Source organism: Pseudoalteromonas sp. SR41-8 (genome assembly GCF_014163915.1).
Taxonomy (GTDB): domain Bacteria; phylum Pseudomonadota; class Gammaproteobacteria; order Enterobacterales; family Alteromonadaceae; genus Pseudoalteromonas; species Pseudoalteromonas rhizosphaerae.
Window position 1 is genome coordinate 1 of record NZ_JACJEE010000047.1, and the last position, 25540, is coordinate 25540.

The 25540-nt window shown below is 40.7% G+C and carries 24 protein-coding genes and 1 pseudogene; 13 read left to right on the forward strand and 12 right to left on the reverse strand.

The features are described 5' to 3' along the window. The 8 genes and pseudogenes from H5162_RS19895 to fabR form a co-directional block, all read right to left on the reverse strand. Positions 1–293, reverse strand: a pseudogene (locus H5162_RS19895) (hypothetical protein); the annotation flags it as partial. Between the two features lie 97 nt (positions 294–390). Then, entirely contained in the window at positions 391–627 is a 237-nt protein-coding gene (locus H5162_RS19900; protein WP_259398290.1) for a hypothetical protein, read from the reverse strand. A 127-nt stretch (positions 628–754) separates the two neighbouring features. Continuing rightward, positions 755–1372, reverse strand: a complete 618-nt coding sequence (locus tag H5162_RS21530; RefSeq protein ID WP_182779348.1) for a peptidoglycan-binding protein — start codon at positions 1370–1372, stop codon at positions 755–757. After that, entirely contained in the window at positions 1369–2319 is a 951-nt protein-coding gene (locus H5162_RS19910; RefSeq protein WP_182779349.1) for a hypothetical protein, read from the reverse strand. The genes H5162_RS21530 and H5162_RS19910 overlap by 4 nt, the downstream gene beginning before the upstream one ends. Positions 2320–2333: 14 nt before the next feature. Next, positions 2334–5402, reverse strand: a complete 3069-nt coding sequence (locus H5162_RS19915; protein ID WP_182779350.1) for a toxin VasX — start codon at positions 5400–5402, stop codon at positions 2334–2336. A gap of 13 nt (positions 5403–5415) precedes the next feature. Further along, on the reverse strand, positions 5416–6072 hold the full coding sequence (locus tag H5162_RS19920; RefSeq protein ID WP_182779351.1) for a peptidoglycan-binding protein: 657 nt from the start codon (positions 6070–6072) through the stop codon (positions 5416–5418). Between the two features lie 49 nt (positions 6073–6121). Next, positions 6122–7300, reverse strand: coding sequence for a hypothetical protein (locus H5162_RS19925; protein ID WP_259398291.1), 1179 nt, complete (start codon positions 7298–7300; stop codon positions 6122–6124). Positions 7301–7406: 106 nt separating this feature from the next. Next, the gene (fabR, locus tag H5162_RS19930; RefSeq protein WP_145242416.1) at positions 7407–8030 is read right to left on the reverse strand and encodes an HTH-type transcriptional repressor FabR; all 624 of its coding nucleotides are present in this window, start codon (positions 8028–8030) and stop codon (positions 7407–7409) included. 126 nt (positions 8031–8156) lie between these two features. Here fabR and H5162_RS19935 point away from each other — a divergent pair, with 126 nt between their 5' ends. Beyond that, positions 8157–9290, forward strand: a complete 1134-nt coding sequence (locus H5162_RS19935) for a fatty acid desaturase (RefSeq protein ID WP_145242414.1) — start codon at positions 8157–8159, stop codon at positions 9288–9290. Positions 9291–9303: 13 nt separating this feature from the next. Then, positions 9304–10731, forward strand: coding sequence for a Si-specific NAD(P)(+) transhydrogenase (sthA, locus tag H5162_RS19940; RefSeq protein ID WP_145242412.1), 1428 nt, complete (start codon positions 9304–9306; stop codon positions 10729–10731). Between the two features lie 85 nt (positions 10732–10816). Here sthA and hemE read toward each other — a convergent pair whose 3' ends face one another. Beyond that, complete coding sequence (gene hemE, locus H5162_RS19945; protein WP_149980407.1) at positions 10817–11881, reverse strand: uroporphyrinogen decarboxylase; 1065 nt, start codon at positions 11879–11881, stop codon at positions 10817–10819. 502 nt (positions 11882–12383) lie between these two features. Here hemE and rsd point away from each other — a divergent pair. Together rsd and H5162_RS19955 are read left to right on the forward strand one after the other, a co-directional pair. After that, positions 12384–12851, forward strand: a complete 468-nt coding sequence (gene rsd / locus H5162_RS19950; RefSeq protein WP_145242408.1) for a sigma D regulator — start codon at positions 12384–12386, stop codon at positions 12849–12851. A gap of 176 nt (positions 12852–13027) precedes the next feature. Beyond that, positions 13028–14077: an LD-carboxypeptidase gene (locus tag H5162_RS19955; RefSeq protein WP_145242406.1), complete on the forward strand. Its 1050-nt coding sequence runs from the start codon at positions 13028–13030 to the stop codon at positions 14075–14077. A 56-nt stretch (positions 14078–14133) separates the two neighbouring features. On the opposite strand, the gene fkpA is transcribed toward H5162_RS19955, so the two are convergent. Next, positions 14134–14886 carry an FKBP-type peptidyl-prolyl cis-trans isomerase gene (gene fkpA / locus H5162_RS19960; protein ID WP_182779353.1) on the reverse strand — a complete coding sequence of 251 codons (753 nt, stop codon included), beginning with the start codon at positions 14884–14886 and terminating at the stop codon, positions 14134–14136. Between the two features lie 202 nt (positions 14887–15088). Here fkpA and H5162_RS19965 point away from each other — a divergent pair, with 202 nt between their 5' ends. Both H5162_RS19965 and H5162_RS19970 read left to right on the forward strand, forming a co-directional pair. Next, positions 15089–16087, forward strand: coding sequence for a WD40 repeat domain-containing protein (locus H5162_RS19965; protein WP_145242402.1), 999 nt, complete (start codon positions 15089–15091; stop codon positions 16085–16087). Beyond that, positions 16074–16289: a SlyX family protein gene (locus tag H5162_RS19970; protein WP_145242400.1), complete on the forward strand. Its 216-nt coding sequence runs from the start codon at positions 16074–16076 to the stop codon at positions 16287–16289. The genes H5162_RS19965 and H5162_RS19970 overlap by 14 nt, the downstream gene beginning before the upstream one ends. A gap of 13 nt (positions 16290–16302) precedes the next feature. Here the strand turns inward: H5162_RS19970 and H5162_RS19975 are convergent, their stop codons facing one another. Next, positions 16303–16506: a YheV family putative zinc ribbon protein gene (locus H5162_RS19975; protein ID WP_029216159.1), complete on the reverse strand. Its 204-nt coding sequence runs from the start codon at positions 16504–16506 to the stop codon at positions 16303–16305. A 143-nt stretch (positions 16507–16649) separates the two neighbouring features. On the opposite strand from H5162_RS19975, the gene H5162_RS19980 reads away from it, so the two are divergent. The 5 genes from H5162_RS19980 to H5162_RS20000 all read left to right on the forward strand — a co-directional run bounded on the left by H5162_RS19980 (position 16650) and on the right by H5162_RS20000 (position 22615). Next, the gene (locus H5162_RS19980; RefSeq protein ID WP_182779354.1) at positions 16650–18575 is read left to right on the forward strand and encodes an ATP-binding cassette domain-containing protein; all 1926 of its coding nucleotides are present in this window, start codon (positions 16650–16652) and stop codon (positions 18573–18575) included. Then, complete coding sequence (locus H5162_RS19985) at positions 18559–18981, forward strand: TIGR02444 family protein (protein WP_182779355.1); 423 nt, start codon at positions 18559–18561, stop codon at positions 18979–18981. The genes H5162_RS19980 and H5162_RS19985 overlap by 17 nt, the downstream gene beginning before the upstream one ends. 1158 nt (positions 18982–20139) lie before the next feature. Next, positions 20140–21120, forward strand: a complete 981-nt coding sequence (locus H5162_RS19990; protein WP_182779356.1) for a hydrolase — start codon at positions 20140–20142, stop codon at positions 21118–21120. Next, positions 21117–21362 (forward strand): YheU family protein, encoded by a 246-nt coding sequence (locus H5162_RS19995; RefSeq protein WP_145242392.1) that lies wholly within the window; start codon positions 21117–21119, stop codon positions 21360–21362. Before H5162_RS19990 ends, H5162_RS19995 begins: the two co-directional genes overlap by 4 nt. Before the next feature lie 59 nt (positions 21363–21421). Continuing rightward, positions 21422–22615 (forward strand): dipeptidase, encoded by a 1194-nt coding sequence (locus H5162_RS20000; protein ID WP_145242390.1) that lies wholly within the window; start codon positions 21422–21424, stop codon positions 22613–22615. A 32-nt stretch (positions 22616–22647) separates the two neighbouring features. On the opposite strand, the gene H5162_RS20005 is transcribed toward H5162_RS20000, so the two are convergent. After that, positions 22648–23325, reverse strand: coding sequence for a hypothetical protein (locus H5162_RS20005; protein WP_182735841.1), 678 nt, complete (start codon positions 23323–23325; stop codon positions 22648–22650). A 221-nt stretch (positions 23326–23546) separates the two neighbouring features. Between H5162_RS20005 and H5162_RS20010 the strand changes: the two genes are divergently transcribed. Both H5162_RS20010 and H5162_RS20015 read left to right on the forward strand, forming a co-directional pair. Further along, complete coding sequence (locus tag H5162_RS20010; protein ID WP_145242386.1) at positions 23547–24452, forward strand: hypothetical protein; 906 nt, start codon at positions 23547–23549, stop codon at positions 24450–24452. A 123-nt stretch (positions 24453–24575) separates the two neighbouring features. After that, entirely contained in the window at positions 24576–25517 is a 942-nt protein-coding gene (locus tag H5162_RS20015; protein WP_182779357.1) for an alpha/beta fold hydrolase, read from the forward strand. Positions 25518–25540 lie beyond the last annotated feature (23 nt).

Here is a 25540-nt window from a genome sequence, read left to right on the forward strand (position 1 = left end):
CGCCTGTCTGAGCCATCTAAACGAGATGACCACAGCGTGCGTACCTCACTGTATTTGTATTTATTCCAAAACATTAACCGCGGGGTTGAGAAGGTATCTGCATCGCCATACACCTCTTCACGTATCTCCATCGGCCACTCAGGGTGGTTTTGATGCTCTTTTGCCCATGGGTATTTAGCAACATCAACCTCTGCCTGCTCAGAGCCTTGTGAAGATGGCTCTGAGCAACCGCCTAGTACCAAGCTGGCACAAAGAGAGAGCACGCAAAACATGCTGTATTTTTTAAAAAACATCAAAAACTATCCTTTTACTGAATGAGCCCATTTATTGGATTGCTGTAAACAAACTCATTATTTAAAACCTTTTATAATGAAGGCAAAATGAATGCACTTACCCTTCTGTTATCTCTGCCATTATTACCGTGTTTGGTGTTTGCTTGTTAAGCTCGCTGAATGGCACGTTATCAAATATATAGTAAGTAGGCTGGCCGTCGTTTGGGTCTTGTAATAAATCAAAATTGCCGCTTTGGGGTATGTCGGTAAATTCTATACGAACCCAGTTCCCCTCAGGCATTACACGTGATATGGGTTTTATTTGCTGCCAGTTATGTTGATTATTTACCAGCATGAGCTGTTCTTTAGCGTAATTTTTTGCATTAGTATCAACTTGATAAAAAAATACAAAAGCGGGCTTAACAATCGTTCACAGATTTATATTGTTAACTACCATTGGCATACTATGCGGGGCACTCATACTAACTCCCAAATACTTGCTGTAATTTTGCTTTGGTTTTAGGGCCAGGAATACCATCTACATCTAGCTCATGTTGGTACTGAAATTCTTTTACCCCAATGCGTGTTTTTTCTCCCATGACGCCATCAACCTTGCCGCAATTAAACCCCAACATATTACAACGTCCCTGCACGCCAGAAAGCGTGTCGATTGGATCTAGATTGCCTATTTGTACCGCAAAGCTTTTAGTTGGTGTGGTTTCGCCTGCTTTTAAATATAAATCGACGTTGCCAGTAAGTGCGTCGTTATTATTAAGCTCTACTTCGATAAGCCCATCACTTTGCAATACGGTATCTATTGTTTGGCTACCAATATTGAGTACTACGCGTTTGCCCGCTACATCATCGCCGTCGTCGTACGACACTTGCAGGCGAAAATATTCTTTTTCGTTTTGTACAACAAAGCTATTAATACTATTGGTGCGCAGCGGTATAAACTTTTCTTTTTTTGGTGGAATAGTGATTTTATCGCCCGGGTAAATTAAATTAGGATCGGGGCGTAGGGCTTTAAACTCTGCGTTGCTTGGGTGGTTGTAAAGCGCTTTAGATGCTCTAAAACCATCAGCCCTTACCTTATTCACACAGGGGGAATGGGTAAATTGTCTTTATCAAGCGGGATATCTGTATCATTCTCCGATAAATGTGTTAACACCGCATTTAGCTGCTGCGCAAAGTCTTTTGGTTTTTCATCATCAAAAAATGCAAAGGGTTTGTCATCGGTTTGCCATTGCTTGCACTGCGGCATTACATGCTCGCGGCCATATTCCATAAATTGGCAAATAAATGCCAATACTGGCTCGTACGCATCTTTGCCGTTGTAATAAGGATTATGACGAGGTTGCACCATAAAATTAGCCCATTGCATGTTGTTGTGTTTATCAAAACCGCGGGTCTGAATACGCATCATTTGAAAGTCTTCATAAACCCGTAAATTTTTAAAGTGCTGGGCGCGTACTTTGCCTTTGTACCAGAGGTAAACAATTTGTTTATCACGATCAAACACCATCGGCGCTTGACGCTTAAAACGAATAATAAAAAACAACAAAAGTGGAATAGTAATAGCGTAAAAAACTAAAAATGAAATGTCTTTTTTGTAAAAATAACTTCCATAAGCTGTATGTTTATTACTGTGACGAGCATACAAGTAGCTTTTAAACGTCAACTCACCACTTTCATCTAGCAATTTATACCACTTTAAGTGTATTGGGTTTACTTCTGTACTACTAAAATAATTCTCTCCATACTTTTTTTTATATAATTCAATACTATCAATAGTTGCTCTCTCTCTTGCACTCCAGCTTTTTAATATATTATTAGCATTTAAACATGCAGTAAATAACACAATTAATAACAATGGGATCAGCCCCATATTACGGGCTTTCATTGAATTATTACTAAGCTTACAAATATGTTCATCTACATACACTATCGGTGTTGGCGGCGGCGCCTCTTTAGTAAGTTGAAAGCTAAGCAGTGCTTTCAACTTATTTACTAAAGGTATTGGGTAGTGGTGTTTAATCAAAGCCATAGAAATCTCTTTTATTAATGTGTTTCAGGCATAAAATCATCATCAATCATGCCTATAATGGCCCCACCAACTAATTGGTTTTCAACCAAATAACGCTTTGGTACGACAACCCCTGGTGATGGCTCATAATACCAATATAAAAAAACATCTTTTTCATGTTCGAGGGTTAAGGTAAATTGTGCAAGCCCTGAATTCAAGGTATGTTTTACGGTATTGAACTGCTGCTTTAAGCTTTGGGTTAATGGCAAGTCAACTTCACGCATAGTAACGTATGGGCTAAAGTCGCTAATGCTATTACTGAGAGCATTTGGCTTCATAATGCCATCTGACAATACTCTTTTATTAACTCTTACTTCAAAGAGAAGCTGTGAAATGCCTACCCTAAAGTTAGGTAAGGTAAAGTTGTAATAAGACTTACCATCTTTCACTTCAATCGAAAATGTTGGCCGGTTAAATATATTTTCAAACTCTTGTAACTCTATTTGGAATGAAGATGCGATAGTCCGACTATCATAAATATCATAAGACTTGGTAATTCGGTCATCTATAAATCCTCTTTTTTCATCCATGTCCCAAAATGCATACTTACTACCACTCCCCCAAAAACAGTTTGCTAGTAATAGTTCTAAATCATTTTTACCGAACAAAAATGTCATGGTAATACCTGCACCTATAGCGATTAAACCGCCTATGAGCAATAATATACTGACAGGCGCGCCACCGATTGTAGCAGCTGAAGCAGCGCTAGCATAAAGCGCACTGGAGCCAAAAAACATCACCTGTGCTGCTAGTGCAGCCGAGCCTGCCATGGTGATTAAGTGCCCATAGGCTTCTTCGTCACTACCAACATTGAAAGCATTAATTGCACTCATTGCAGAACTAACAGCGCCCGCTACATTCGCCACTAAAATAAGCCGTGTCGCGACTTTACCCGCAACAAACTCACTTAGTGATTTACTTAAATGTGTTGCCTGCGATGATAACTTTTGCATTGCTTGGGGTTGTAAAAACTTAGGCTGCACCTTAACACCTAGTTTTAGTGTGTCACTTCCTATGGTAGCGATATCAACCGTTAGTGCTGAGAGTATACTCGTCCATATCATCACAGATTGAAATGTTGAGCGGTTTTTTAGTGGGTTTGTTATATCAAATCGATTTTGGTGGATTAGGTCGTTAATTGCTGAAAGATTAAAAAAGGCACTTAAACCAGCAAAACTTCCATCAACAAGAATCGCAATTTTACTCGCTTCGCTGTAAGGGCTATGTACAAACTCATAATTATTGTAATGACGAGCATCAACCTGAATTTCTGATAGGGTAATCAGCGTGGGGAGTTTAGCGTCTTTTACGCCTTCAACCCAGTCAAATGCCGCTTGCCCTAGTTTAATTTTGCGCTCAGCACTGCCGACATAACGCTCTGCTGTTTGCGGGTTAGTTACATGTAAGTAGTGGTTTAAGTTTGCGCCATTGATGACTTGGTTAAACAGTTTCTCTAGCTGTGGCTCAGTGAGAGAAACTGTTTTATTGAGTATTTGTATGCCATATGCGTTTAAGATAGCGGGGACTACTTTGTTGGCGATATAGTTAATCCCCGCCCCAGCACTTACACCAAATAGTTTTTTTGCGTAGTCCAAACTCACCTTTGTAGGTGAATATAACTTAGAGATAACCGGGGCTATCGTCACCATCAGTCTATCTAGTGCTCTTAAGGTGTTAGCAGTAAAGTCAGTGCCCTTTTGTGGTTGCGTAACAATTGGCCTTAAAAAGTAGTGCCAAAATATGGCGATTGGTGACGTATTACTATTGTTTTCGGCTTGTTCAGCTCCTTCAATAAACAACTGCTCAAAGGCTTTATTTCCGGGTGCTGATGCTAACATTCCGGCAAACATATCAGTGTAGATATCGCACACCTTAACAAATTCATTTTCCTGCTCAGCATCTTGTTGGGGCTCTGCAAAAAAACTTTGTAGGTAGGTATTTAAACTCCCCACTTGATTTTGATGCGGCGCAGCTTCCATAAATGCGCTATACAAATCGACGAGCTCTTGCTGGCGTGCTAAGTATGTACGCTGACGTTTATCCATTGCTTGCCAATAGCGGCCATGATCTTGCCAGTTGATGTTTTCTGCTAAGGCTTCTTTAATGGCTTCGTCTTTACTACTACGAAGCGCTTGTACAAACGCGCCTATTGTATAGGGATAAATGTTTTGAGCGGATTCGGCTTGCTGTAAAATACACAGCTGACCATGGGCAAGTGCAATATCTTTTTGTCGCCCAACAGGGTCAAATAACGCAATAATTTTAGATTTTTTAGAAAACCTCAATGTGTGATTGATAAGTAAGGAAATATAACTTGCATCAAGCTCGTAGGAGTCATCCGTAGTTAGTACATCTAAACTAATTTCATTTTGATCAGCCTCTGTACTTGCTTGAAACTTTAAAAAACGCTCTTTGCGCTCTCTGTAATCTTCAACAAGCTTCCACAAATTGGTTTCTGTTGCTGGAACAAAGTCCTGCCCGTCTTCTTTTTGAAGGTCAATTAACTGCATGCATTCGCGACGAAAGCTTTGCTGACTTTGCAGCTTATCGAGTACTTCCTTTGCTAATTCATGCTCGGTATAAACAATAGAGACTTTTTTTACTTCTCTACTGGCAAATACAAAACCATAGCTACCATCATCAGAAAGCTTACACTTTTTATGTGTATCCACTTCGATACCTTGAGAAGCATCGACACCATTTTTAAATTTGTACTTAACAAAATGTTCTGTCGCTATGCCTTTATCACTTTTGCGTTTTTCATATTTAAAAATATGCAGTAAATCTGTTGCAGGATTATCTTCATCAAATAGATAAACCCACCCCTCACGCAGTAAACGAATAATATAACCCTGCCCATCTTTAATCGTTCTTGCATGTAATAACGTATTTAAATCTGTGGGTAGCGCATTTTCATGTAATGTTTCTTCAAAAAAATTGGCATAAGCATATCTCACGGGATAAATAGGTGTCACTTCAGTATCAACTATCACTTTATTGATACTATTAACCGCCATAGGTAAGGCATTATTTGCTGTATTCATTCTATTCCTTAGATTAAGATCCATAAACTTGCTTTAACTTAGCTTTTGTTTTTTCCCCTGCTATTGCGTCAACCTCTAAGCCATGTACAAATTGAAACCCCTTAACACCTGCTTTAGTTTTTGCGCCATTAATTCCATCTACCTTACCGCAATCAAAGCCCAGTAAATTACAACGTGCTTGCACACCTGAAAGTGTATCGATGGGGTCTAAATGACCAACTTGTGCGGTAAAACTTTCACTGGGTGAGCTTTGATCTTCCTTGAGATATAAATCAACCTGAGCGGTGAGCGTGTCGTTCTCATTTAGCTCAACTTCAACTAGGCCGTCGCTCGGTAAAACGGTATCGATAGTTTGGCTGCCTATGTTGAGTACAATACGTTTGCCAGTGATGTCATCACCATCTTCATGAATTATTTGCAAGCGAAAATATTCTTTTTCGTTTTGTACAACAAACGTATTTAGGCTGTTGGCGCGCAGCGGCATAAACTTTTCTTTTTTAGGTGGTATGGTAATTTTATCGCCCGGGTAAATTAAGTTTGGATCAGGGCGCAGCGCTCTAAATTCGGCATTACTGGGGGGGTTATACAAGGCGGTTGAGGTTTTATAACCATATTGGCGTGCTATGCGTAGCAGAGTTTCGCCTTGTGCGACGGTGTGTTGTTGTGTCATTGAAATATCCTTATCCCTAAATATAAATATCGCCAGAGCAAGTCTACGTTTAGGTGATGTTGCCTACTGACCAATCGTGATCGGCGAGTTCAAAAAAGCTGACTTTGGCGTTTTCAAAATCAGGGCCTGATACGTTGGCGTAGCCGTTTTGATCGAGCTGTCCGGTGATAACATGGCCGTTACGTAAGCGAATTTTGTACCCCATATTCGCTTGCGGCTCGCCTACTTCATCACGCAATTCAATTTCGTAGCCTAACGCGGGCTGTTCAACGGTAAAGGTAGTGGTATCTACTGCGCCGCTGGCAGTGACAATAACGTTATAAAGTCCGGGCTTTACAGCAAAAAAATGCTGCCAAAACGATACTTCGTCAGGGCGTTTTTTATCGAGTTGCAAGGTTACTTGCCCGCTGGTTGGCCCTTGCCACTTAATAACCACGCTGCGACTGTTGCTGCTTGAGCCTTCGATATTGAGCTTCCAGCCATCGGGCACGCGTAAGCTAGTGCCGGGTTTGGCTGGTTTGCGGTTACTAAAGCCTAGGTTGTAGTCGTAAATCAAATTGGCATTTTTATAGCCGGTATATTGCTCGGCGAGCTGCTCTACAGTTTCACTTGCTTGTAAAAGATGGTTTGAAAAATTTTGCCTAACTTGATGCGACGCTTTTAGCAATACAGTACTTTGCAAAATAGGCTTATATATACATACTGCGGGTAAGTGAACTTCAACAACTGTTGGCTTTAAAGCACGGCTATTTTGCTGCATTGATTGCGCAATAGACTTTGCTTGGCCTTCGCCATACTGGCTATTGAGTAGCGCTGGATTTGCTAAGAAGTTTGCTTGGTTGGAGTCACTTAAAAAATGCTCCGAAGCCGAATAATCAGGTGCGGCATTAGCTCCACCGGATGACGAAAACTTAGTGGTACTCACAGGATCTTTTGGATAAACAGCTAAGCCTTGCGCGGTATTTTTATAGGTGTTGTAGCTGACTTTTCGCCATGTTTTTTCATTTGCCCAAAATTGGCTGCGGGGATCATCACGTAGCCGTGCGGCTTGGTGTTTATCAATTACACCATACTGATTATCTTGAATAAGCCGTTGTAGTTTTTTCGGTAATAAAAAGAATTCAGCTCGCCTGACGTACGCAAACGTTACAACAGGTTCGGTTGCTTCATCTTTTATTTCATCAAAAATATGGGCGTGTTTAAAGTTCACCGCGTCCTTGGTGAGCATGTGCATCCTCGCTTTCTCTAATGCAGAGATTTAATTTTCTGAGTATAAACTTTAGCTTGCAATAATAAAGAAATAGGAACAAAAAATCTACAAGCATTTATGCTGATTATTCACTCGTGTTTTTATTCTCTCGCACATAATTACTAGCGCCACGCGTTATATAACGTAATTGCCAAATTAAACGATCGACTAACTCTTCTCGTTGTTGCCCTTCTATGTCTAATGCTTCAGCACCGGCATTAAATACTAGCGTGACCATAGCCTCTGCTTGAATATACGCATGAGTTGCATCGCACGGGGTTTCGCTTTCAAGATAATGAGCAAGCTCTAAAATAAAGTGTTTAATTTCACGGGCTACAGCGGCACGAAATGCTTTAGAGGTGCCGGAGCGTTCACGCAGTAATAATCTGAATTGATTACTGGAGTTATCAATAAACTCCATAAAAGTAACAATCGAGGTGGTGATAATGCTACCGCCACTGGCTATACGGCGGCGCGCTTGGCGCATTAGCTGGCGCAGCGTTAAACCGGCTTCATCGACCATGGTTAAACCCAGTTCATTCATGTCTTTAAAGTGGCGGTAAAATGAGGTTGGTGCTATACCTGCTTCACGGGCAACTTCACGTAAACTTAAATTAGAAAAGCTATGATCGGCGCTTAATTGGTTAAATGCCGCTTCAATTAAAGCTTGTCGTGTTTTTTGTTTCTGTTGCGCGCGAACACCCGACATGAACTACTCCTGATTTAATTTAAATCAATTTATGGTGATTTTTATCTTAATTCTCCAGTCTAATACTTGACGGCAAGAGAATGAAATATTATTTTAGCTTACAAGTGTACGCTCAGATTTGAAAAGATGAAAAAACCACCGATTATTTGGACCAATGTCCTATTTTTTAGTATTACTTTTTTGGCTGCTGCCACATTAGTGCCTTGGTATGGGTTTACCCATGGCTTTACCAGTAGTCATTGGATCGCATTTGTTGCTTGTATGTTTTATGCTGGTATGTCAATTACCGCAGGCTACCATCGCTTATGGGCCCATAAAACTTACGACGCTCATCCTGTTGTAGAAGCCTTTTTTGCTTTAGGTGGTGCTTTTGCACTACAAAATAGTGCGCTGCACTGGAGCAGCGATCACCGCGTTCATCATGGCCAAGTTGATGACCCTGTAAAAGACCCTTATGCAGCAACTAATGGCTTTTGGTATAGCCACATAGGTTGGATGTTACGCGATTACCAAGGCGACAGTTATGGTGATTATAGTAATTGTCGTGATTTACAACGCAATAAAATAGTGATGTGGCAACACCGTCATTATATGAAATTAGTATTAGCAACTAATATTGGTATCCCTGCCTTGCTGGGTTTAATAATTGGTGATGTAATTGGCATGCTGTTGTTAGCTGGATTGTTGCGTTTGGTATTGAGCCAGCATTTCACCTTTTTTATTAATTCGGTGGCGCATATCTGGGGCTCTCGACCTTACACCGAAAAAAACACTGCTCGTGATAACGGGGTACTAGCCTTGTTTACTTATGGCGAGGGTTACCATAACTTTCATCATATTTTTGCCAGTGATTATCGCAATGGCATAAAATGGTTTCATTATGATCCCACAAAATGGATGATCCGCGCTTTTGCGGCTGTTGGACTTGCTAAAAAATTAAAACGTACGCCGGTTGAGCGCATCGAAAAAGCCAAAGCCGAAACGTTAATGAATAGAACGCAAAACCGTTTAGCGAAATTGCCTTTAGCGCAAGATAAGCTTACATTATTGCAGCAAGAGTACGATTTATTGCTGAAAAAGCTACAACACTTTTGCGCACTAAAAAAGCAAGTTTTAGAAGTTAAAAAGAATAACATGCTGCAACAATGCGAAAAATCAGCTTTAATGACACAATATCATGAGTTGGAAGCAGCCTGGGAAAATCAAAAGCAGGCGTGGCTTGCACTCAATGCGAGGTTATTAAAAGCCTCTTTTAGTTAATGTAGGAGTGGCTGTGGCCAAACAACAAGTAAAGCAAGAACAACCATCATTTCAATATGATGCAATTATTATAGGCACAGGTCCTGGCGGTGAAGGTACCGCCATGAACCTGTCTAAAAGCAACAAAAAAGTGGCCGTTATCGAACGCCAAGCTGCCGTTGGTGGTGGTTGCGTACATTGGGGTACTATCCCTTCAAAAGCACTACGTCACTCTGTTAGCCGCTACATAGAATACAAAGCAAACCCATTGTTTAATGTGGGTGAGCGCCCTAGTAGGTTAACGTTTCCTGATATTTTGCGCCACGCCAGCTCGGTTATTTCTAAGCAATCAAATTTACGCAGTAGCTTTTACGATCGTAATCGCATTCATATGTTTCAAGGTGATGCTAGCTTTGTTGATAAGCACACAATTGAAATTAAACGTCTTGATGGGTCAACCGAACGACTAACTGCTAAAACCATTGTTATTGCTACAGGTTCTCGCCCTTATCGCCCACCTGAAGTCGACTTTACCCATTCTCGTATTTACGACAGCGATACTATTTTAGGCCTAGAGCATGACCCTCATCGTGTACTTATTTACGGCGCTGGTGTTATTGGTTGTGAGTATGCGTCTATTTTTAAAGGTTTAGGTGCAAAAGTCGATTTAGTTAATACTCGCGACCGCTTACTCGCCTTTATGGATGCTGAAATCTCAGATGCTTTAAGCTATCACTTTTGGAATAGCGGCATTGTGATCCGCCATAACGAAGAATTTGACCGCATTGAAACCCGTGATGATTGCGTTGTTATGCATTTAAAATCAGGAAAACGCGTTAAAGCTGACTGTATTTTATTTGCCAATGGTCGCACCGGCAACACTGACGGACTTAACCTTGAAGCGGTTGGCTTAAAAGCTGATGGCCGCGGGCAGTTAAAAGTTAATGAAACTTACCAAACTGAGGTCGATAACATTTATGCCGTTGGTGATGTCATTGGCTACCCAAGTCTTGCTAGTGCAGCGTTTGATCAGGGTCGAATTGCTGCCGATGCAATTGCCTGTGGTAATTGCGATGAAAAACTAATTATTGATATTCCGGCAGGTATTTATACCATCCCTGAAATGAGCTCAGTAGGTAAAACAGAGCAGCAGTTAACCGCCGCGAAAATCCCTTATGAAGTCGGCAGAGCTCAATTTAAACATTTAGCGCGAGCACAGATTGCTGGTACCGAAGTGGGTAGTTTAAAAATATTATTCCACACTGAAACCAAAGAAGTACTGGGTGTGCATTGTTTTGGCGAGCGTGCCTCTGAAATCGTGCACATTGGCCAAGCCATTATGGAACAAAAAAATGGCGGCAATAATATTGATTACTTTGTAAATACCACCTTTAACTACCCAACTATGGCTGAAGCCTATCGTGTTGCGGCGTTAAATGGTTTGAATCGACTGTTTAAATAAACACGTTGAGACAGCTAATAAAAAGCCCGCTTACTGATAAGCGGGCTTTTTTGATTATAAATGACAGTGCTTGTTACAGCTGCAGTTACTTATGATATTGCGCACTAAACTCATGTACGGCATTAATAAATACACCCGCGTTTTCAGGATCAACATCAGGCGTAATACCATGGCCTAAGTTAAATACATGACCTTCACCTGTGCCAAAATCTTCAAGGATAGTCGCTACTTCTTGGCGAATACGATCTGGTGTGCCATGTAACATTGATGGATCCATATTACCTTGCAGAGCTACTTTGTCGCCGACACGGCGCTTAGCATCGCTAATATTAATTGTCCAATCGAGACCAATTGCATCACACCCCGTTGCTGCTATCGCTTCAATCCATTGACCACCATTTTTAGTAAATAACGTAACGGGCACTTTGCGGCCATCGTATTCACGAATTAAACCATCAACGATTTTGTGCATGTACTGCAATGAGAACTCTTTATAATCACGCGGGCTCAATACACCGCCCCATGAGTCAAACACCATTAGAGACTGCGCACCGGCTTTAATTTGTGCATTTAAGTAATCGATCACTGAATCAGCAAGCTTATCAAGTAACAAATGCAGTGTTTTTGGCTCAGCAAACGCCATTTTTTTGATTTTACCAAAGGTCTTGCTGCTCCCGCCTTCAACCATATAAGTAGCAAGTGTCCAAGGTGAACCCGAGAAACCAATTAGCGGTACTTCGCCTTTTAGTTCACGACGGATCGTGCTTACGGCATTCATAACATAACCAAGCTCATCTGTTGGATCGAGCTTTGGAATTTTTTGTACATCAGCAAGTGATGAAATTGGACGCTCAAATTTAGGACCTTCACCGGTTTCAAAATACAAACCTAAGCCCATCGCATCTGGAATCGTTAAAATATCACTAAATAAAATAGCGGCATCTAATGGGTAACGACGCAGCGGCTGTAATGTTACTTCACAAGCGAGCTCAGCATTTTTACACAGGCTCATAAAATCGCCCGCTTGTGCACGAGTTGCGCGGTATTCTGGTAAGTAACGCCCTGCTTGGCGCATCATCCATACCGGAGTCACATCAACTGGCTGTTTTTGTAGTGCACGTAAATAACGGTCGTTTTTTAATTCGCTCATAGCGTAAAGGATCCTAAAGCTGATAGATATTGCGCAGATTGTATCACCATATCGCACACCTCTCTATCGCTATGGCACTAATTAACCTTAGTATTGATACAGATTAATAATCTATTTTAAGATGCTTGCTTGGTACAAAATTAATACAACAAACAATAACATTTGAAATTTTTTATTAATATGTTTGCAACATAGTAAAAACCTTGGTATAACTTGTCCCGCGTTAACAATAAAAACAATAAAAATTACATAACAATAAAAATAAAAATCTTCTAATAACAATAAGAAAGCTTGTTTAAACAAGTCATGGAAAAAGAAATTAACCACCTTTATGGTGGTTTTTTCTTGCCTGAAACAATATAAACGATTTGTATTTTATTAAAAAAACTGTTTATATATCATATAGTTCTTGTTTTATTACAAAATTATAAAAAAAATGTGTTGATCTTTGCGGCATATTTCATTGTTATAGAAGAAACCAACCCAGCTAAGGAGAATGATAATGCTGACGCGTTTGGAAAAAGCTCAACAAAAATGGGGTGGTAGCCACACCGTGATCGACAAATGGCTCTCAGAACGCCAAGAACTATTAGTTTTATATTGTCGTATTGCTGGCTTTTCACCGTATGATAAAAAAGACCATGCCTTACCTGACCAATTACAGATCCAAAATTTTTGCCAACTATTGATGGATTATTTATCTGCTGGTCACTTTGAAGTGTATGACGACATTGCCAAGGCATGTGAGCAAAAAGGCCCTAACAGCCAGCAGCTTGCCAATGAACTTTATCCACGAATTTCGCAAACTACTGACATTGCACTTGATTTTAATGACAAATATGCAGAGGTGGATAAAGAAGATTTACTCAATGATTTTGATGACGACTTATCAAAACTTGGTGAAACACTTGAGCTGCGTTTTGAGTTAGAAGATGAGTTGATTGATAATTTATATTCTAATCACACCTAGATAATACACACAATTATTACGTTACAAGGAGCTAAGCTCCTTGTTTGCTGTTTACTTTAAGTCTTTTCTTACCCATCTATAAATTTAATATTCCCATAACACCCCATAAAATTGAAATTTATATTTCAATGATGTAATTATAGCCTTATTGTGCATTAAAACTACAAAGGCTCGCCATGAATAAACGTACATTTTTGAAATCTGTATCACTCCTCAGTGCAGGGTTACTCGCAGGCAATAGCGCTCAAGCAGCTAACCTATCAAGTCAAACTGCACTAAGTTTAAAAAAGCCGAACGCCTTACCAAGCAGAGGCACAATTGGTGTAGCTAGCCCATCAGCAGCAACAGCAAATCAAAAAGACATTATTTTAGCTAAGCAAGTAATTGAAGCGCTTGGTTATAATGCTAAGTTAGCACCTAATATTATGGCTAGACGTGGCCACCTTGCGGGCACTGATACACAACGTGCAGACGATCTTAATGCGCTGTTTAACGACAGCAGTGTTGATGCTATTTTTTGCTTACGAGGTGGCTCTGGGGCGGCACGTATTTTACCCCTACTGGATTATGCAATGATCCGTGCTAACGCCAAACCGCTGATGGGCTACTCAGATATCACCGCACTTCATAACGCGTTACTAGCTAAAGCCGGTATTGTTAGTTTTCATGGACCTAACGCCTCTAGTGATTGGAATCCATTTCATGTTAAACAATTTAAACAAATGTTTGAGCAACAAACCCGCATGCACTTTAGCAACTTGCCAAAAGCCGAGGATGAATTGGTTAATAGCCAATACCTCACCCAAACCATCACACCAGGTAAAGCGACTGGACAACTTATCGGCGGTAATTTAACTGTACTAACAGCGCTGGCTGGCTCAACTTATTTACCACAATTTGACGGGGCTATTTTATTTTTAGAAGACATTGATGAAGCACCTTATCGGATTGACCGCATGCTCAGCACTTTAAAACTAATGGGTGCACTGGACAAAATAGCGGGGTTTGTATTTGGTGACTGTAACGATTGCAGCCCGGGAAATGGCTATGGCTCATTGACGCTAGATGAAATTTTTGCAGATTATATAAAACCGCTGGCTATCCCTGCCTACCGAGGGGCGATGATTGGCCATATAAAACGACAGTTCATATTACCGGTCGGTACGCAAATCGAACTCAATGCTGATACAGGTACGTTGACTATGAAAGAAACCGCCTTTAGCTAAGATTTTAGCAACAAAAAAAGGGGCTAATTAGCCCCCTTCTCGCACAGAATAAATAATTACTCTGCAGCTGCTGCTTGCTCTTCATTTTGAATTTCAAGTAATTCAACTTCAAAAACAAGTGTTGAGTTAGCTGGGATCTTACCTAAGTCACGGTCGCCGTATGCTAGTTCTGCTGGAATAGTAAACTTATACTTAGAACCTACAGGCATAAGTTGTAAACCTTCAGTCCAACCAGCGATTACGCGGTTAAGTGGGAAAGTCGTTGGTTCGTTACGAGCATACGAACTATCAAATTCAGTACCGTCAAGTAGTGTGCCTTTGTAGTGTACTTTAACCACGTCAGTTGCTACTGGCATTTCACCATCACCTTGAGTGATCACTTCGTACTGTAGGCCTGATTCAGTTACTGTTACGCCTTCTTTCTTAGCGTTATCAGCTAGGTATTTTTCACCTTCAGCTTGGCTTTTTTCAGCTTCTACTTTGGCATGTTGCTCTTGCTTAGTACGTACTGACGTATCAAGTGCAGTTAATACTTCACGAATTTTCTCTTCGTCAATTTTTGCCTCGCCAGCAAGGGCATCTTCAAAACCACGAATTAATAATGCTTGGTCAAGCTCAATGCCTAACTCTTTTTTATCAGCTAAATCTTTATTTAAAAAGTTACCAACAGATGCACCAATACCGTATGCTTGTTGTTGTACTTCAGTTTCAAGTTTAACAGGTGCTTGTTCTTGTTTTGCTTCTTGATTACAAGCTGTTAGCGCTAAAACTGACGCTGCAATCAATGACAATTTAATCGTCTTTTTCATTTTAAATCTCCGACACACTTTGCAGATGTCATTTATTGTATTATTACTAGTTAAAGGTTAACGGCCCATGGTAGGCTACTTATCTAATTTCTGATTGTAGGCTATACGCTCACTTTCACGTTAATTAGATAAACAACCTAGGCTTTCACGAGCCCTAGTCTAACCTCTCAATCACTAAGAGTTAAGGGGAAATAGCTGTAATATGTCGATATTTCGTACTTTTTTGTATCTTCTGTGCTGCACCTTGCTGATTGCCTGCTCAGAACAAAAAGACCAAGCCACTGCAAGCTATGAGCATGCAGCCAGAGGCGCGTTCGCCTCCGCAATATCTCATGATGGCAAATACAGCCTGATCTCATCTATACACCATGGGGTCGCCCTATGGGATAATCAACAGCAAGTACTAAAATACCAATGGTTTCAGCAACAAGACGCCGATAGCCTAGTACATACCGTGGCTATCGCTTATGACAACAGCCACGCTGTTACCGCTGAAAAAACCACTTTTGCAGTATGGGATATTGCCACTGGCAAAAATACCGGCTACTACAAAATAAAAACCGCCACTATTCGTGATATCGCCATTAGTAACCAAGGCCGCAGTGTTTTGTACGGTCGTAGCGATGGCGTTGTTGTTTACCTCGACTTAGAGACCGGTAGACGCATTGAGTTCCTTGGCCACCAAGAAAAAATTAACGCAGTTGCTTTATCGCCCAACGGAAATTTTGCTCTCAGTGGCTCCAACGATTATGCGGCGTACTTTTGGGATACTCGTTCCGGACAAGTGATCCATCGCTTTAATCATCCAAGTCGTGTCACCCAAGTGACCTTAGATCCGCAAGGTCGCTATGCATTTACCGCAGACAGTATGACACAAGCACATGTATGGCAGCTGACAACTGGTGATCTTGTTAGTAAACTGCAGTATATTGCCCGCCAGAGAATTTTCACTGCGGTACGCTTTAATGAAGCAGGCACCTTGCTGGCAACAGGCTCACCTAACCGCTTAGTGGACCTATGGCAATTATCCAGTGGTGAACAAATTCAAAGTTGGCATGTAACACCGCGAGAAGGCAGTAGACCAAAATCAGCAGTGGTACTTGATGTCGCTTTTACTGACAACGATACTGCGTTGTTAACCGAAAGCTCCAGTGGGATCGCTGAGCGCTTTACTAGACGAGAAAAAAATGAACACAATTGAACATCGCTTAACAGAACTTGAAGCCAAAGTGGCTTTTCAAGACGAAACGATTGAAATTTTAAATGATGAAATAAAAGTGCACCAGCAGCTGTTGGCAAAAATGAAGCGCCAAACAGAGCTACTGGCTGAAAAAATTAAAGAGTCGCAATCATCATCTATGATGATGTCAGACACGCCAGAGCCTCCGCCGCCACACTATTGATGGTTGCGGGCGCTTAATCGCCCGGTTTAAACACGCCAATGACTTGTTCAAATTGGCGTGTTGATGCCTGAACAGCCTGCTCTGGCTGTGCCATTTTATGGCCGCACTGCATGCATTCGACTTTCTCTACATCGTGCTCTTTGTAAAGCATCATCATATCCATGGTTTTACACTCTGGACAGGTTGCCCCAGCAATAAATCGTTTTTTCTGTTTCACTACGTTTTCCCACAGTTTGAAAAGAAACTTGCTACATTTTAACCCAATAACTACCCAGTTGATACGCTGACGATTGAAATATAGTCCAGCTTCCGTGCTATGATAGCGTCAAGTTCACAAAGGCACAGTAAAGCGCAGACTACATGATCCAGATCTCAGAAATTGAATTACTTCGCGGCGGTAAAGCACTCCTTAAAGATGCCTCAGCTACATTATTTCCAGAACACAAAGTTGGCCTAGTTGGCGCCAATGGCTGCGGTAAATCAACACTCTTTAGTTTATTGAAATCTGAACTACAGCTTGATGCAGGTAATTGCAGTATCCCTAAAGACTGGTCTATCGCCTCGGTAAAACAAGAAACGCCAGCGCTAGATATCAGCGCAATTGATTATGTATTACAAGGTCATCCTGAGTATTACGCCATGCGTATTGCGCTGCGCGAAGCCGAACAAAATAATGATGGCGATACCCAAGCCAAAGTGCACATACAACTTGAGCACATTAAAGGCTATAGCATAGAAGCCAAAGCCGGCGAGTTACTTCACGGGTTAGGGTTTGCAAATAACCAAATTGAAAACCCCGTTAGTGATTTTTCCGGTGGTTGGCGAATGCGCTTAAACCTTGCCCAAGCGCTGATTCGTGATGCCGACTTGCTGCTACTGGATGAGCCAACTAACCACTTGGATTTAGATGCGGTGTACTGGCTGGAGCGTTTTTTACGCGCTTACACCGGTACTTTAGTGTTGATATCGCATGACCGTGAATTCCTCGATGCTGTAGTTGACCAAATTTGGCATATCGACAAGCAAAAGATCAATGTTTACAAAGGCAACTACTCGCAATTTGAACGCCAAAAAGCAGAGCGTTTATTACAACAACAAGCGATGTTTGAAAAACAACAAGATCAAATTGCCCACCTTGAGCAATTTATTACCCGCTTTAAAGCCAAAGCCAGTAAAGCCAAACAAGCACAAAGCCGCGTTAAAGCGCTTGAACGTATGGAAAAGCTCGCACCAGCTCATGCTGATTCGCCCTTTGACTTTGAATTTGCAGAGCCTACCGCACTACCAAACCCATTGATGACACTCGATAAAGCTCAAGCCGGCTATGGCGATGTCACAATATTAAATAGTATTAAACTTAACTTAGTCCCTGGTAGTCGCATTGCCCTACTTGGCCGTAACGGCGCAGGTAAATCAACCTTAATAAAGTTATTGTCTGGCGACTTACAACCGCAAGCAGGCGAAGTATTCCAACATCAGGGCTTAAACATAGGTTACTTTGCTCAGCATCAATTGGAATCGCTAGATTTAAAAGCCAGCGCGATTACCCATTTGCAGCGTTTAAATCCTAAAGCCACCGAGCAATCACTGCGTGACTTTTTAGGTGGTTTTGCCTTTATTGGTGATAAAGCCCTTGAGCCCGTAGCACCGTTTTCAGGGGGTGAAAAAGCCCGATTAGTACTCGCAATGTTGGTCTATCAAAAACCAAACTTATTACTGCTCGATGAGCCAACCAACCACCTTGATTTAGAAATGCGTCATGCTTTAGTAATGGCGTTGCAAGGGTTTGAAGGCGCGATGGTTACCGTTTCCCATGACCGTCACATGCTAAAAAATACCGCCGACGAATATTACTTAGTGGATAACGGTGAAGTAACCCAGTTTGGCTACGACTTAGACGAATACTATCAATGGCTACTTAACGCTAATAAAGAAGCGGCAAAAACCACTCAAGATGACAATGAACCAAAAGCAAATTCAAGCGTTAACCGTAAAGAGCAAAAACGCCTAGAAGCAGAGTTTAGAAAAGCCACACAACCACTTAAAAAGCACATCGAAAAGCTTGAAAAGCAACTTGATAAACACTCAGCCGAATTAGCTGAAATCGAACAAGCACTTGGCGATAACGAGCTTTATAACGATGACAACAAAGCAAAACTCAAAGAATTACTAGCTAAACAAGCGACGTTAACACCGAAAGTAAATGACATCGAAGAGGAGCTATTAATGGCCCTTGAAGAGATGGAAGAAAAAGAACAAGCGTTTGCCAATGAACTTGCTCAATAGCAGAGATTTTTGGCAATTTGCATGTCGCCTTTACAGTGAAGGTGACATGCAAGCACGCCTGTTAGATTACCAAAACCAGCAAGGTAAAAACGTTAACCTGTGCCTGCTACTGTATTATTTAGACTCTCTCAATCTAGCAATTAGCCAAACTCAGTTAAACAAACTTGAGCAATGTATTAGTGAATTTGATCAGCAGGTATTACAACCGCTGCGTGCCGCCCGCGGCTATTTAAAAACCAACCACACCGAGATTGCAGATTACGCTGCAATTCGTAAAGACCTACTCAGCGCCGAGTTAAAGCTAGAAAAGCAACAGCAAGAGATGTTGATAGATGCGGTAAATAAATTTAGATTAGCTACGCATCCGGAGCCGAATAATATTAGGTTGTATTTGCTTAAGCTGTAAGCAGCTCGGTGCGAACTTGTGTTTGGGATATAGTTAGGGCAATCATGTCTAAAACCATTGCCCACGGATATTCATACCTGTAGGAGCCAGCTTTAACTGCGAATATATTTTTATCTGTCTCACTGTATTTTTTTGTACAAAATTTTAAAGTGATTTATCCACAATGAGGGTTTCGAGGCGCTACGCTTTAAAGAAAAGCCAGTAAAATATACTAGCGCTTGTGTAGGTCGTGCTTTAGCGCTTGAATTCCGCGGCTGTAGGCTTGTTGTTATTTTTGGTTCTCAACCTGATACCTATTAATGTTCCTATAACTGTACTTAAAAGTAAAATAGGTAGCTCAAAAGCTAAAGTTGGCGGGATAAACAACTCTTGCAAAATAAACGAAGTGATCGCAGTGCTAAATAAAAACCCCAACACATAAACTGCACATGCATATTGCCAATTATGGCTTGAACTTCTGTAAGCCATAACCCCATACATGAATATGGATAAGAAAGCTGAGGGGATTAACTGGATTACGAAAAAGTCTTCAAAGGTTAGTCTCGCAATCATATTGATAACTTGTGATGTTAAGAAACCTAAACTTACATAAAAAAATGCCATCACTAAAGTGTATTTAACTATCCGTGTAACCCTCAAGATCTCCCCCTGTATTACAGTTTTTATAACCAATACAGTTTAAAATAAAAATGCAAAGACTGTTAGCTTTCCAGTTTTTTCATTAATAATGGCCCGCAAACTCCCTAGAGCTTTGCCACTTTAACCTTTCTCCTTGCAAACTCGCTAACTGATTTGATCCAAATCAACTTCTGTATCACTGCTAATCAACTTAGGAAAATAGCTTGATCTGGATCATAACAACCTAGTCAAACTGTCTCTATCATTAATCCATAGACATTAGGAGGCATTTATGGACGTATTCTTCAGAGACTTTTTTAGTGACCCAGTACTATTTTTATCATTTGGTTTTCTGGGAGTAGTGATCAGTTTATGCCTTTTCTTTGTGTACTTTTTTATCAAAAAAGTACATGACGACAAAACACCCAATCAGAATTAAGCACGACGCACAAAGCCCCTATCAAGTTATTTGATTAGGGGCTTTTTATTATTAAAAGTTTGTTACACTAGCGATTCTATTAGCTAAACATGTTTTAACTTATGTCTACAGATTTCAAGCCAGCTTGGTGGATGACTAATCGCCATGTGCAAACCATTATGCCACGGTTTTTTCGGCCTTTTCATAATACTCGCTACCAATTAGAGCAGCTTGATACTCCCGACGGCGATTTTTTAGAGCTCGCTTGGTCACAACCCAAAAACGATAACGCGCCGCTGGCAATTGTATTGCATGGCCTGGAAGGTAATATCAATAGCTTTTACGCCAAAGGCATGATGAAAGCCCTCAAAAAACAGGGTTTTAGTGTTGTTTTAATGCATTTTCGTAACTGTTCTACTGAAGTTAACCGCCTACCCCGTGCATATCATAGTGGCGAAACCGGCGATCTCAATTTTTTTATAAAGCAGCTTAAGCAGCAGTTTCCAGATCGCTTGATGGTTGCAGTTGGCTTTTCACTCGGCGGTAACGTACTGGCCAAATACTTAGGTGAACAAGGCGAACAATGTTTACTTGATGGCGCGGCGGTTGTTTCAGCTCCTTATGATTTGTCGCCATCATGCCAAGTTATTCGTAAAAGTTTGGCTAAGATTTATCAAAAGTATTTACTCGATCGCATGAAAAAATCGATGCAGCGTAAATTACCGCAAATCACAAAACAGATTGATTTAACACCAGATCAGCTAATGGAAATTGATGATTTATGGCAGTTTGACGATAAACTGACAGCTCCTTTACATGGTTTTATTGGTGCTGAAGATTACTATCAACAAGCCAGCGCTAAGCCTTATTTAAAACACATTACAACACCCACATTAATTGTTCATGCGAAAGACGACCCAATGCTGTCAATTAAAGCTGTACCCAGTAGGCAAGATGTTAGTGAGCATGTTACGCTGCAAGTCTCAGAAAAAGGCGGCCATGTTGGCTTTATAAGTGGAAAAAATCCATTTAAACCGATTTATTGGTTAGAGCATGTAGTGCCAGATTTCTTCACCCAAATCGTCAAAAAAGAGCAGCTATGATCATTCCCCATGAGCAACTAGATAAAGACACTCTATACAATTTAATTGAAAGTTATGTGCTACGTGAAGGCACCGATTACGGTGAGCAAGAATTCAGTATTGAAAGTAAAGTGGCGCAAGTAAAACAACAACTACAAAATGGCGATGCCATGGTGTTTTTTTCAGAACTGCACGAATCAGTTACTATTATTTCTAAAGGTGAATTTAAAGCACTGCAAAGTGAAACACAATTTAACGAGTAAACTTGTAACCCTAGTTGTAAAAATAGACAATGGCTTTTTTACTAAAAGAGCCATTAAAAATGATAAAACTAAGCTCAGTAGTTATTGCCGTTGCACTTGCTTTATCAAGCCAAGTGCAAGGTGCAGACATTAGCGCATCAGCTAAAGCAATTAAACTCACCAAAGACACTATTTTAATCGATACTCATATCGATGTGCCGTACCGTATTCATGCTAAATGGGCTGATGTTACTAAAGCCACTGATGACGGTGATTTTGACTACCCACGCGCAGTTAAAGGTGGCTTAAATGCGCCATTTATGTCGATTTATATTCCTGCGCATTTGGAGTTTGAAGGGAAAGGTAAAAGCTTTCAGCTAGCAAATCAACTCATTGATAGTATGGAAGCAATTGCCCAGCGCGCCCCTGACAAATTTGCTATTGCCGATTCAACGAATGATATTAAAAAGCAGTTTAAACAAGGCAAAATGTCGATAGCAATGGGGATGGAAAACGGCTCACCAATTGAAGGTGACATGGCAAACCTACAGCACTTTTTTGATCGTGGTGTACGCTATATCACCCTTGCTCATTCACAAAGCAACCATATTTCAGATTCATCTTATGATATTCGCCGTAAATGGAAAGGTCTAAGCCCATTTGGTAAAAAACTGGTTACTGAGATGAACAATATCGGCATGCTGATTGATGTTTCACATATTTCAGATGATGCGTTTTATCAAGTAATGGAGCTATCTAAAACACCGGTTATTGCCTCACACTCATCACTGCGCAAATATACGCCTGGTTTTGAGCGTAATATGGATGACGATATGCTACTAGCACTAAAAAAGAACGGCGGGGTTATTCAAATAAACTTTGGTTCAAGCTTTGTAACCGCTAAAGCAGGTGATTGGGGCAAGCAGTTAAAGAGTAAAAAAGAGTCGGCCAAAAAAGAAGGCACTAAATTAAGTCAAGATTTTGATGCCGCGTATCGTGCTAAAAACCCGTATCCATTTGCGAGTCTTGAGCAAGTACTTGAGCATATCGATCACGTTGTTGAGCTAATTGGTATCGATTATGTTGGCATCGGCTCTGATTACGATGGTGTTGGCGATTCACTGCCAGTAGGCTTAAAAGATGTATCTAGCTACCCGAACCTAGTGCAAGGATTAATGGATCGTGGTTACAGTGACAAAGATATCAAAAAAATCCTCAGTGGCAATGTGCTGCGCGTATGGCAACAAGCCGAACAGTATGCAAAAAAACATTAATTGATAAATAATTAGGTCCTGAGGTTCAGGGCCTAATTACTCTTTGATGGCTGAAAAATCTCATTTATCAATTTCTCTTGAGACGTGGCCCCTGCCATTTTTATCAACTCATACATCGCTCCTGTTGTCGCAAATGTGCTTTGTGTACAGCTAAACGCGTCAAACAAGTTGTACTGGTAATGCGTTGACTCAGCTAGTAAATCACCTGAAGACACATCATATACAAAAAACTCAGCATAGGTATGAAGCGCATTTTCATCTTTATAATAACCGTCTTTAGATCTATATTTAAACGCGCCACTGAAAATCAAAACCGTGTCTACATTTTGTTGATTATTAAACTCAATGTTGCTCCATCGCGAGACGCCTACATCAGTATTAATGATCGACATAGATTGCTTATTTAACGGCACTAATGTGGTATCAAAACCAGCAAAGCGCGCAATTATCCGCTGCGTTAGCAGCTCATTTAAATCCGTAGGGAGCGCATACAACTGCCGTTCATTGCTGAATACCGTAACCCCTGTATGCGTACAAAGTAAGTTATCACCAATCAGCGTAATCACACCAACTTTACCAAGCGGTTTGCGATTTTCTGCGATGCTGAGGGTTGCTTTTTTGACACTGTCTTTTTTAACCTTTTCTTGCTTTGTTGCGCACCCCGATAGGAGCAAAAACAACGCAATAAAAAACCACTTAAGTATATTCATATTTTTCTTTTCCGTGCTGTATACAACGACCAAACAACATGATGTTTGCAAAGAGAAGAGTCTCCTTGCTTAATTAAAAATAAAATTAATCTTCGTTATCAATCATACTTAGCGAATAAATTATAATACGCTGAAGCACACTTAACTTTCTACATCTTTTAACAGACTTATAGCCCCAAAAGCGGTAAATTACGCCTTTTCAAATATGGAGCCTCCACCACATGCCTATTAGTAAAGGATCAGTCGCAATAGCCCTTGCCTCAGCCGCACTTGTGGTCTCGTGTTACGGTACATTTTTCAAATCAGTGAGTTTACCTAACGACAAAAGTAGCACTGAACAGTCATCGATCATTGTTACTAATATGCCACTGAATAATGACAGCAACGAACTTTCAGTTACCCAATTGCATAACAAAATAATATCTTTACAGCGACAAGTTACCAGCCTAAAAATAAAAAATACTTCTATAGATCAAGAATATAATAACGATGACTTTAAGGAGTTGGTGCTTGCTGTACTGACGGAAAAAGAACAGCAAGAAATAGATGAAATGCGTGAAAGCAACCCACTTTACGGTTTTTATGCCGACTTACCACAAGACTATGAACTACGCATAAAGTCAGACTCTGACTATGCGAAAAAAATAACCACACAATTACGAGAGCAAATACTCGACCCAAATGCCACAGACATCGATAGACTCGCAGCCCTAACTCAACTACAAATGAATATGTATATTTTGAATAAATCAAAAATACCTGAGTATGACTTTGCGGTAGTCGATAATATTTTAGAGCTGGCCGCTAATAGTGATGATGAGAAATTCAAAATCCAAGCCATTGAAGTCATAACTCAAGCACCCGTACTCGATCAACGCCTGACTGAGCGCTTTACTTCACTACTGCAGCATGAGTCTAACGATTATATTCGCCGTTTAGCGGGGCAAGGATTGATATCGCAATACTATCAATCGCAAAGCTCAGAAGATGGCAATAGCCAACAAATTGCCCAGCATATTTTATCACTTTACCAGCACACTAGTGATGATAATGTCCGCTCTGTACTTGATGAAATGATTGGCAATGAAAGCATGCTAGCAGAACTGCGAAAACATGCTGAAGGTTAAACGTATTAAAAAACGGCTCTCATTCTGATATAAAAAATTCATATTTCTACTCATGAAGGATTACTGAGTTTTAACTATACTGTTTTGCATAAGTCGCTAAATAAGCTATCAACATAACGTAATATGCGCACGATTAAAATTAAAAGTGGCATTACAATTAGCTATCAAGATAAAGGAAAAAAATCAGCGCCTGTCATCATTATGATTATGGGCCTTGGAGCGCAGCTAACAGTATGGCCTGATGAACTCTATTTTGGCTTAGTAGCTAAAGGGTTTAGAGCCATCCGTTTTGATAACCGCGATACTGGTCTTTCAAGCCAACTTGAACAATTTGGTAGCCCTAACCTATTCAAAATATGGCTAAATAAACGGTTACCTATTAAATCCCGCATCCCATACACCTTAGATGATATGGCAAATGATGTATTAGAATTAATGGCCGAATTAAAAATCAAAAAAGCGCATTTAGTCGGTGCATCTATGGGCGGCATGATTGCACAAATTATCGCAGCTAAACATAAAAAAAAGGTCTTGAGCTTAACCTCAATTATGTCAAGTTCGAGTAAACCTAAGCTATCGGCGTCTAATTTAAAGCTATTTTTACAGCTTGCAAAACATCGTCGCGCCCAAGCCAGTCGTGATGGTGCTATACATTATAATATAAGGCTAAATCAATTAATTGGCAGCCCAGCCTATCCACAAGATGAACTAGCTTTGCGTAAACAAGCTACCCTAGGAGTGGATAGAGCACACAACCCGCAAGGCTTTAACCGACAACTTGCCGCTATTACTGCCAGTGATTGCCGGCAACATTTAATGCCGAAAATAAAAGCCCCAACCCTCGTCATACATGGCAGTTTAGACCCTGTCATGCCAATAGCCGCTGGAAAGCAAACCGCAGCCCAAATCAGGAAGGCTAAATTAAAGATAGTAAACGGTATGGGCCATGACTTCCCGCCAGCATTAATGGTAAAAATGACCAAGTGGATCAGCAAACACGTTAAGAAAGCAGAACAAAAGCGCGCACAGAAAAAGTTAAAAAAAGCGGTAAGCGGTAAGCGGTAAGCGGTAAGCGGTAAGCGGTAAGC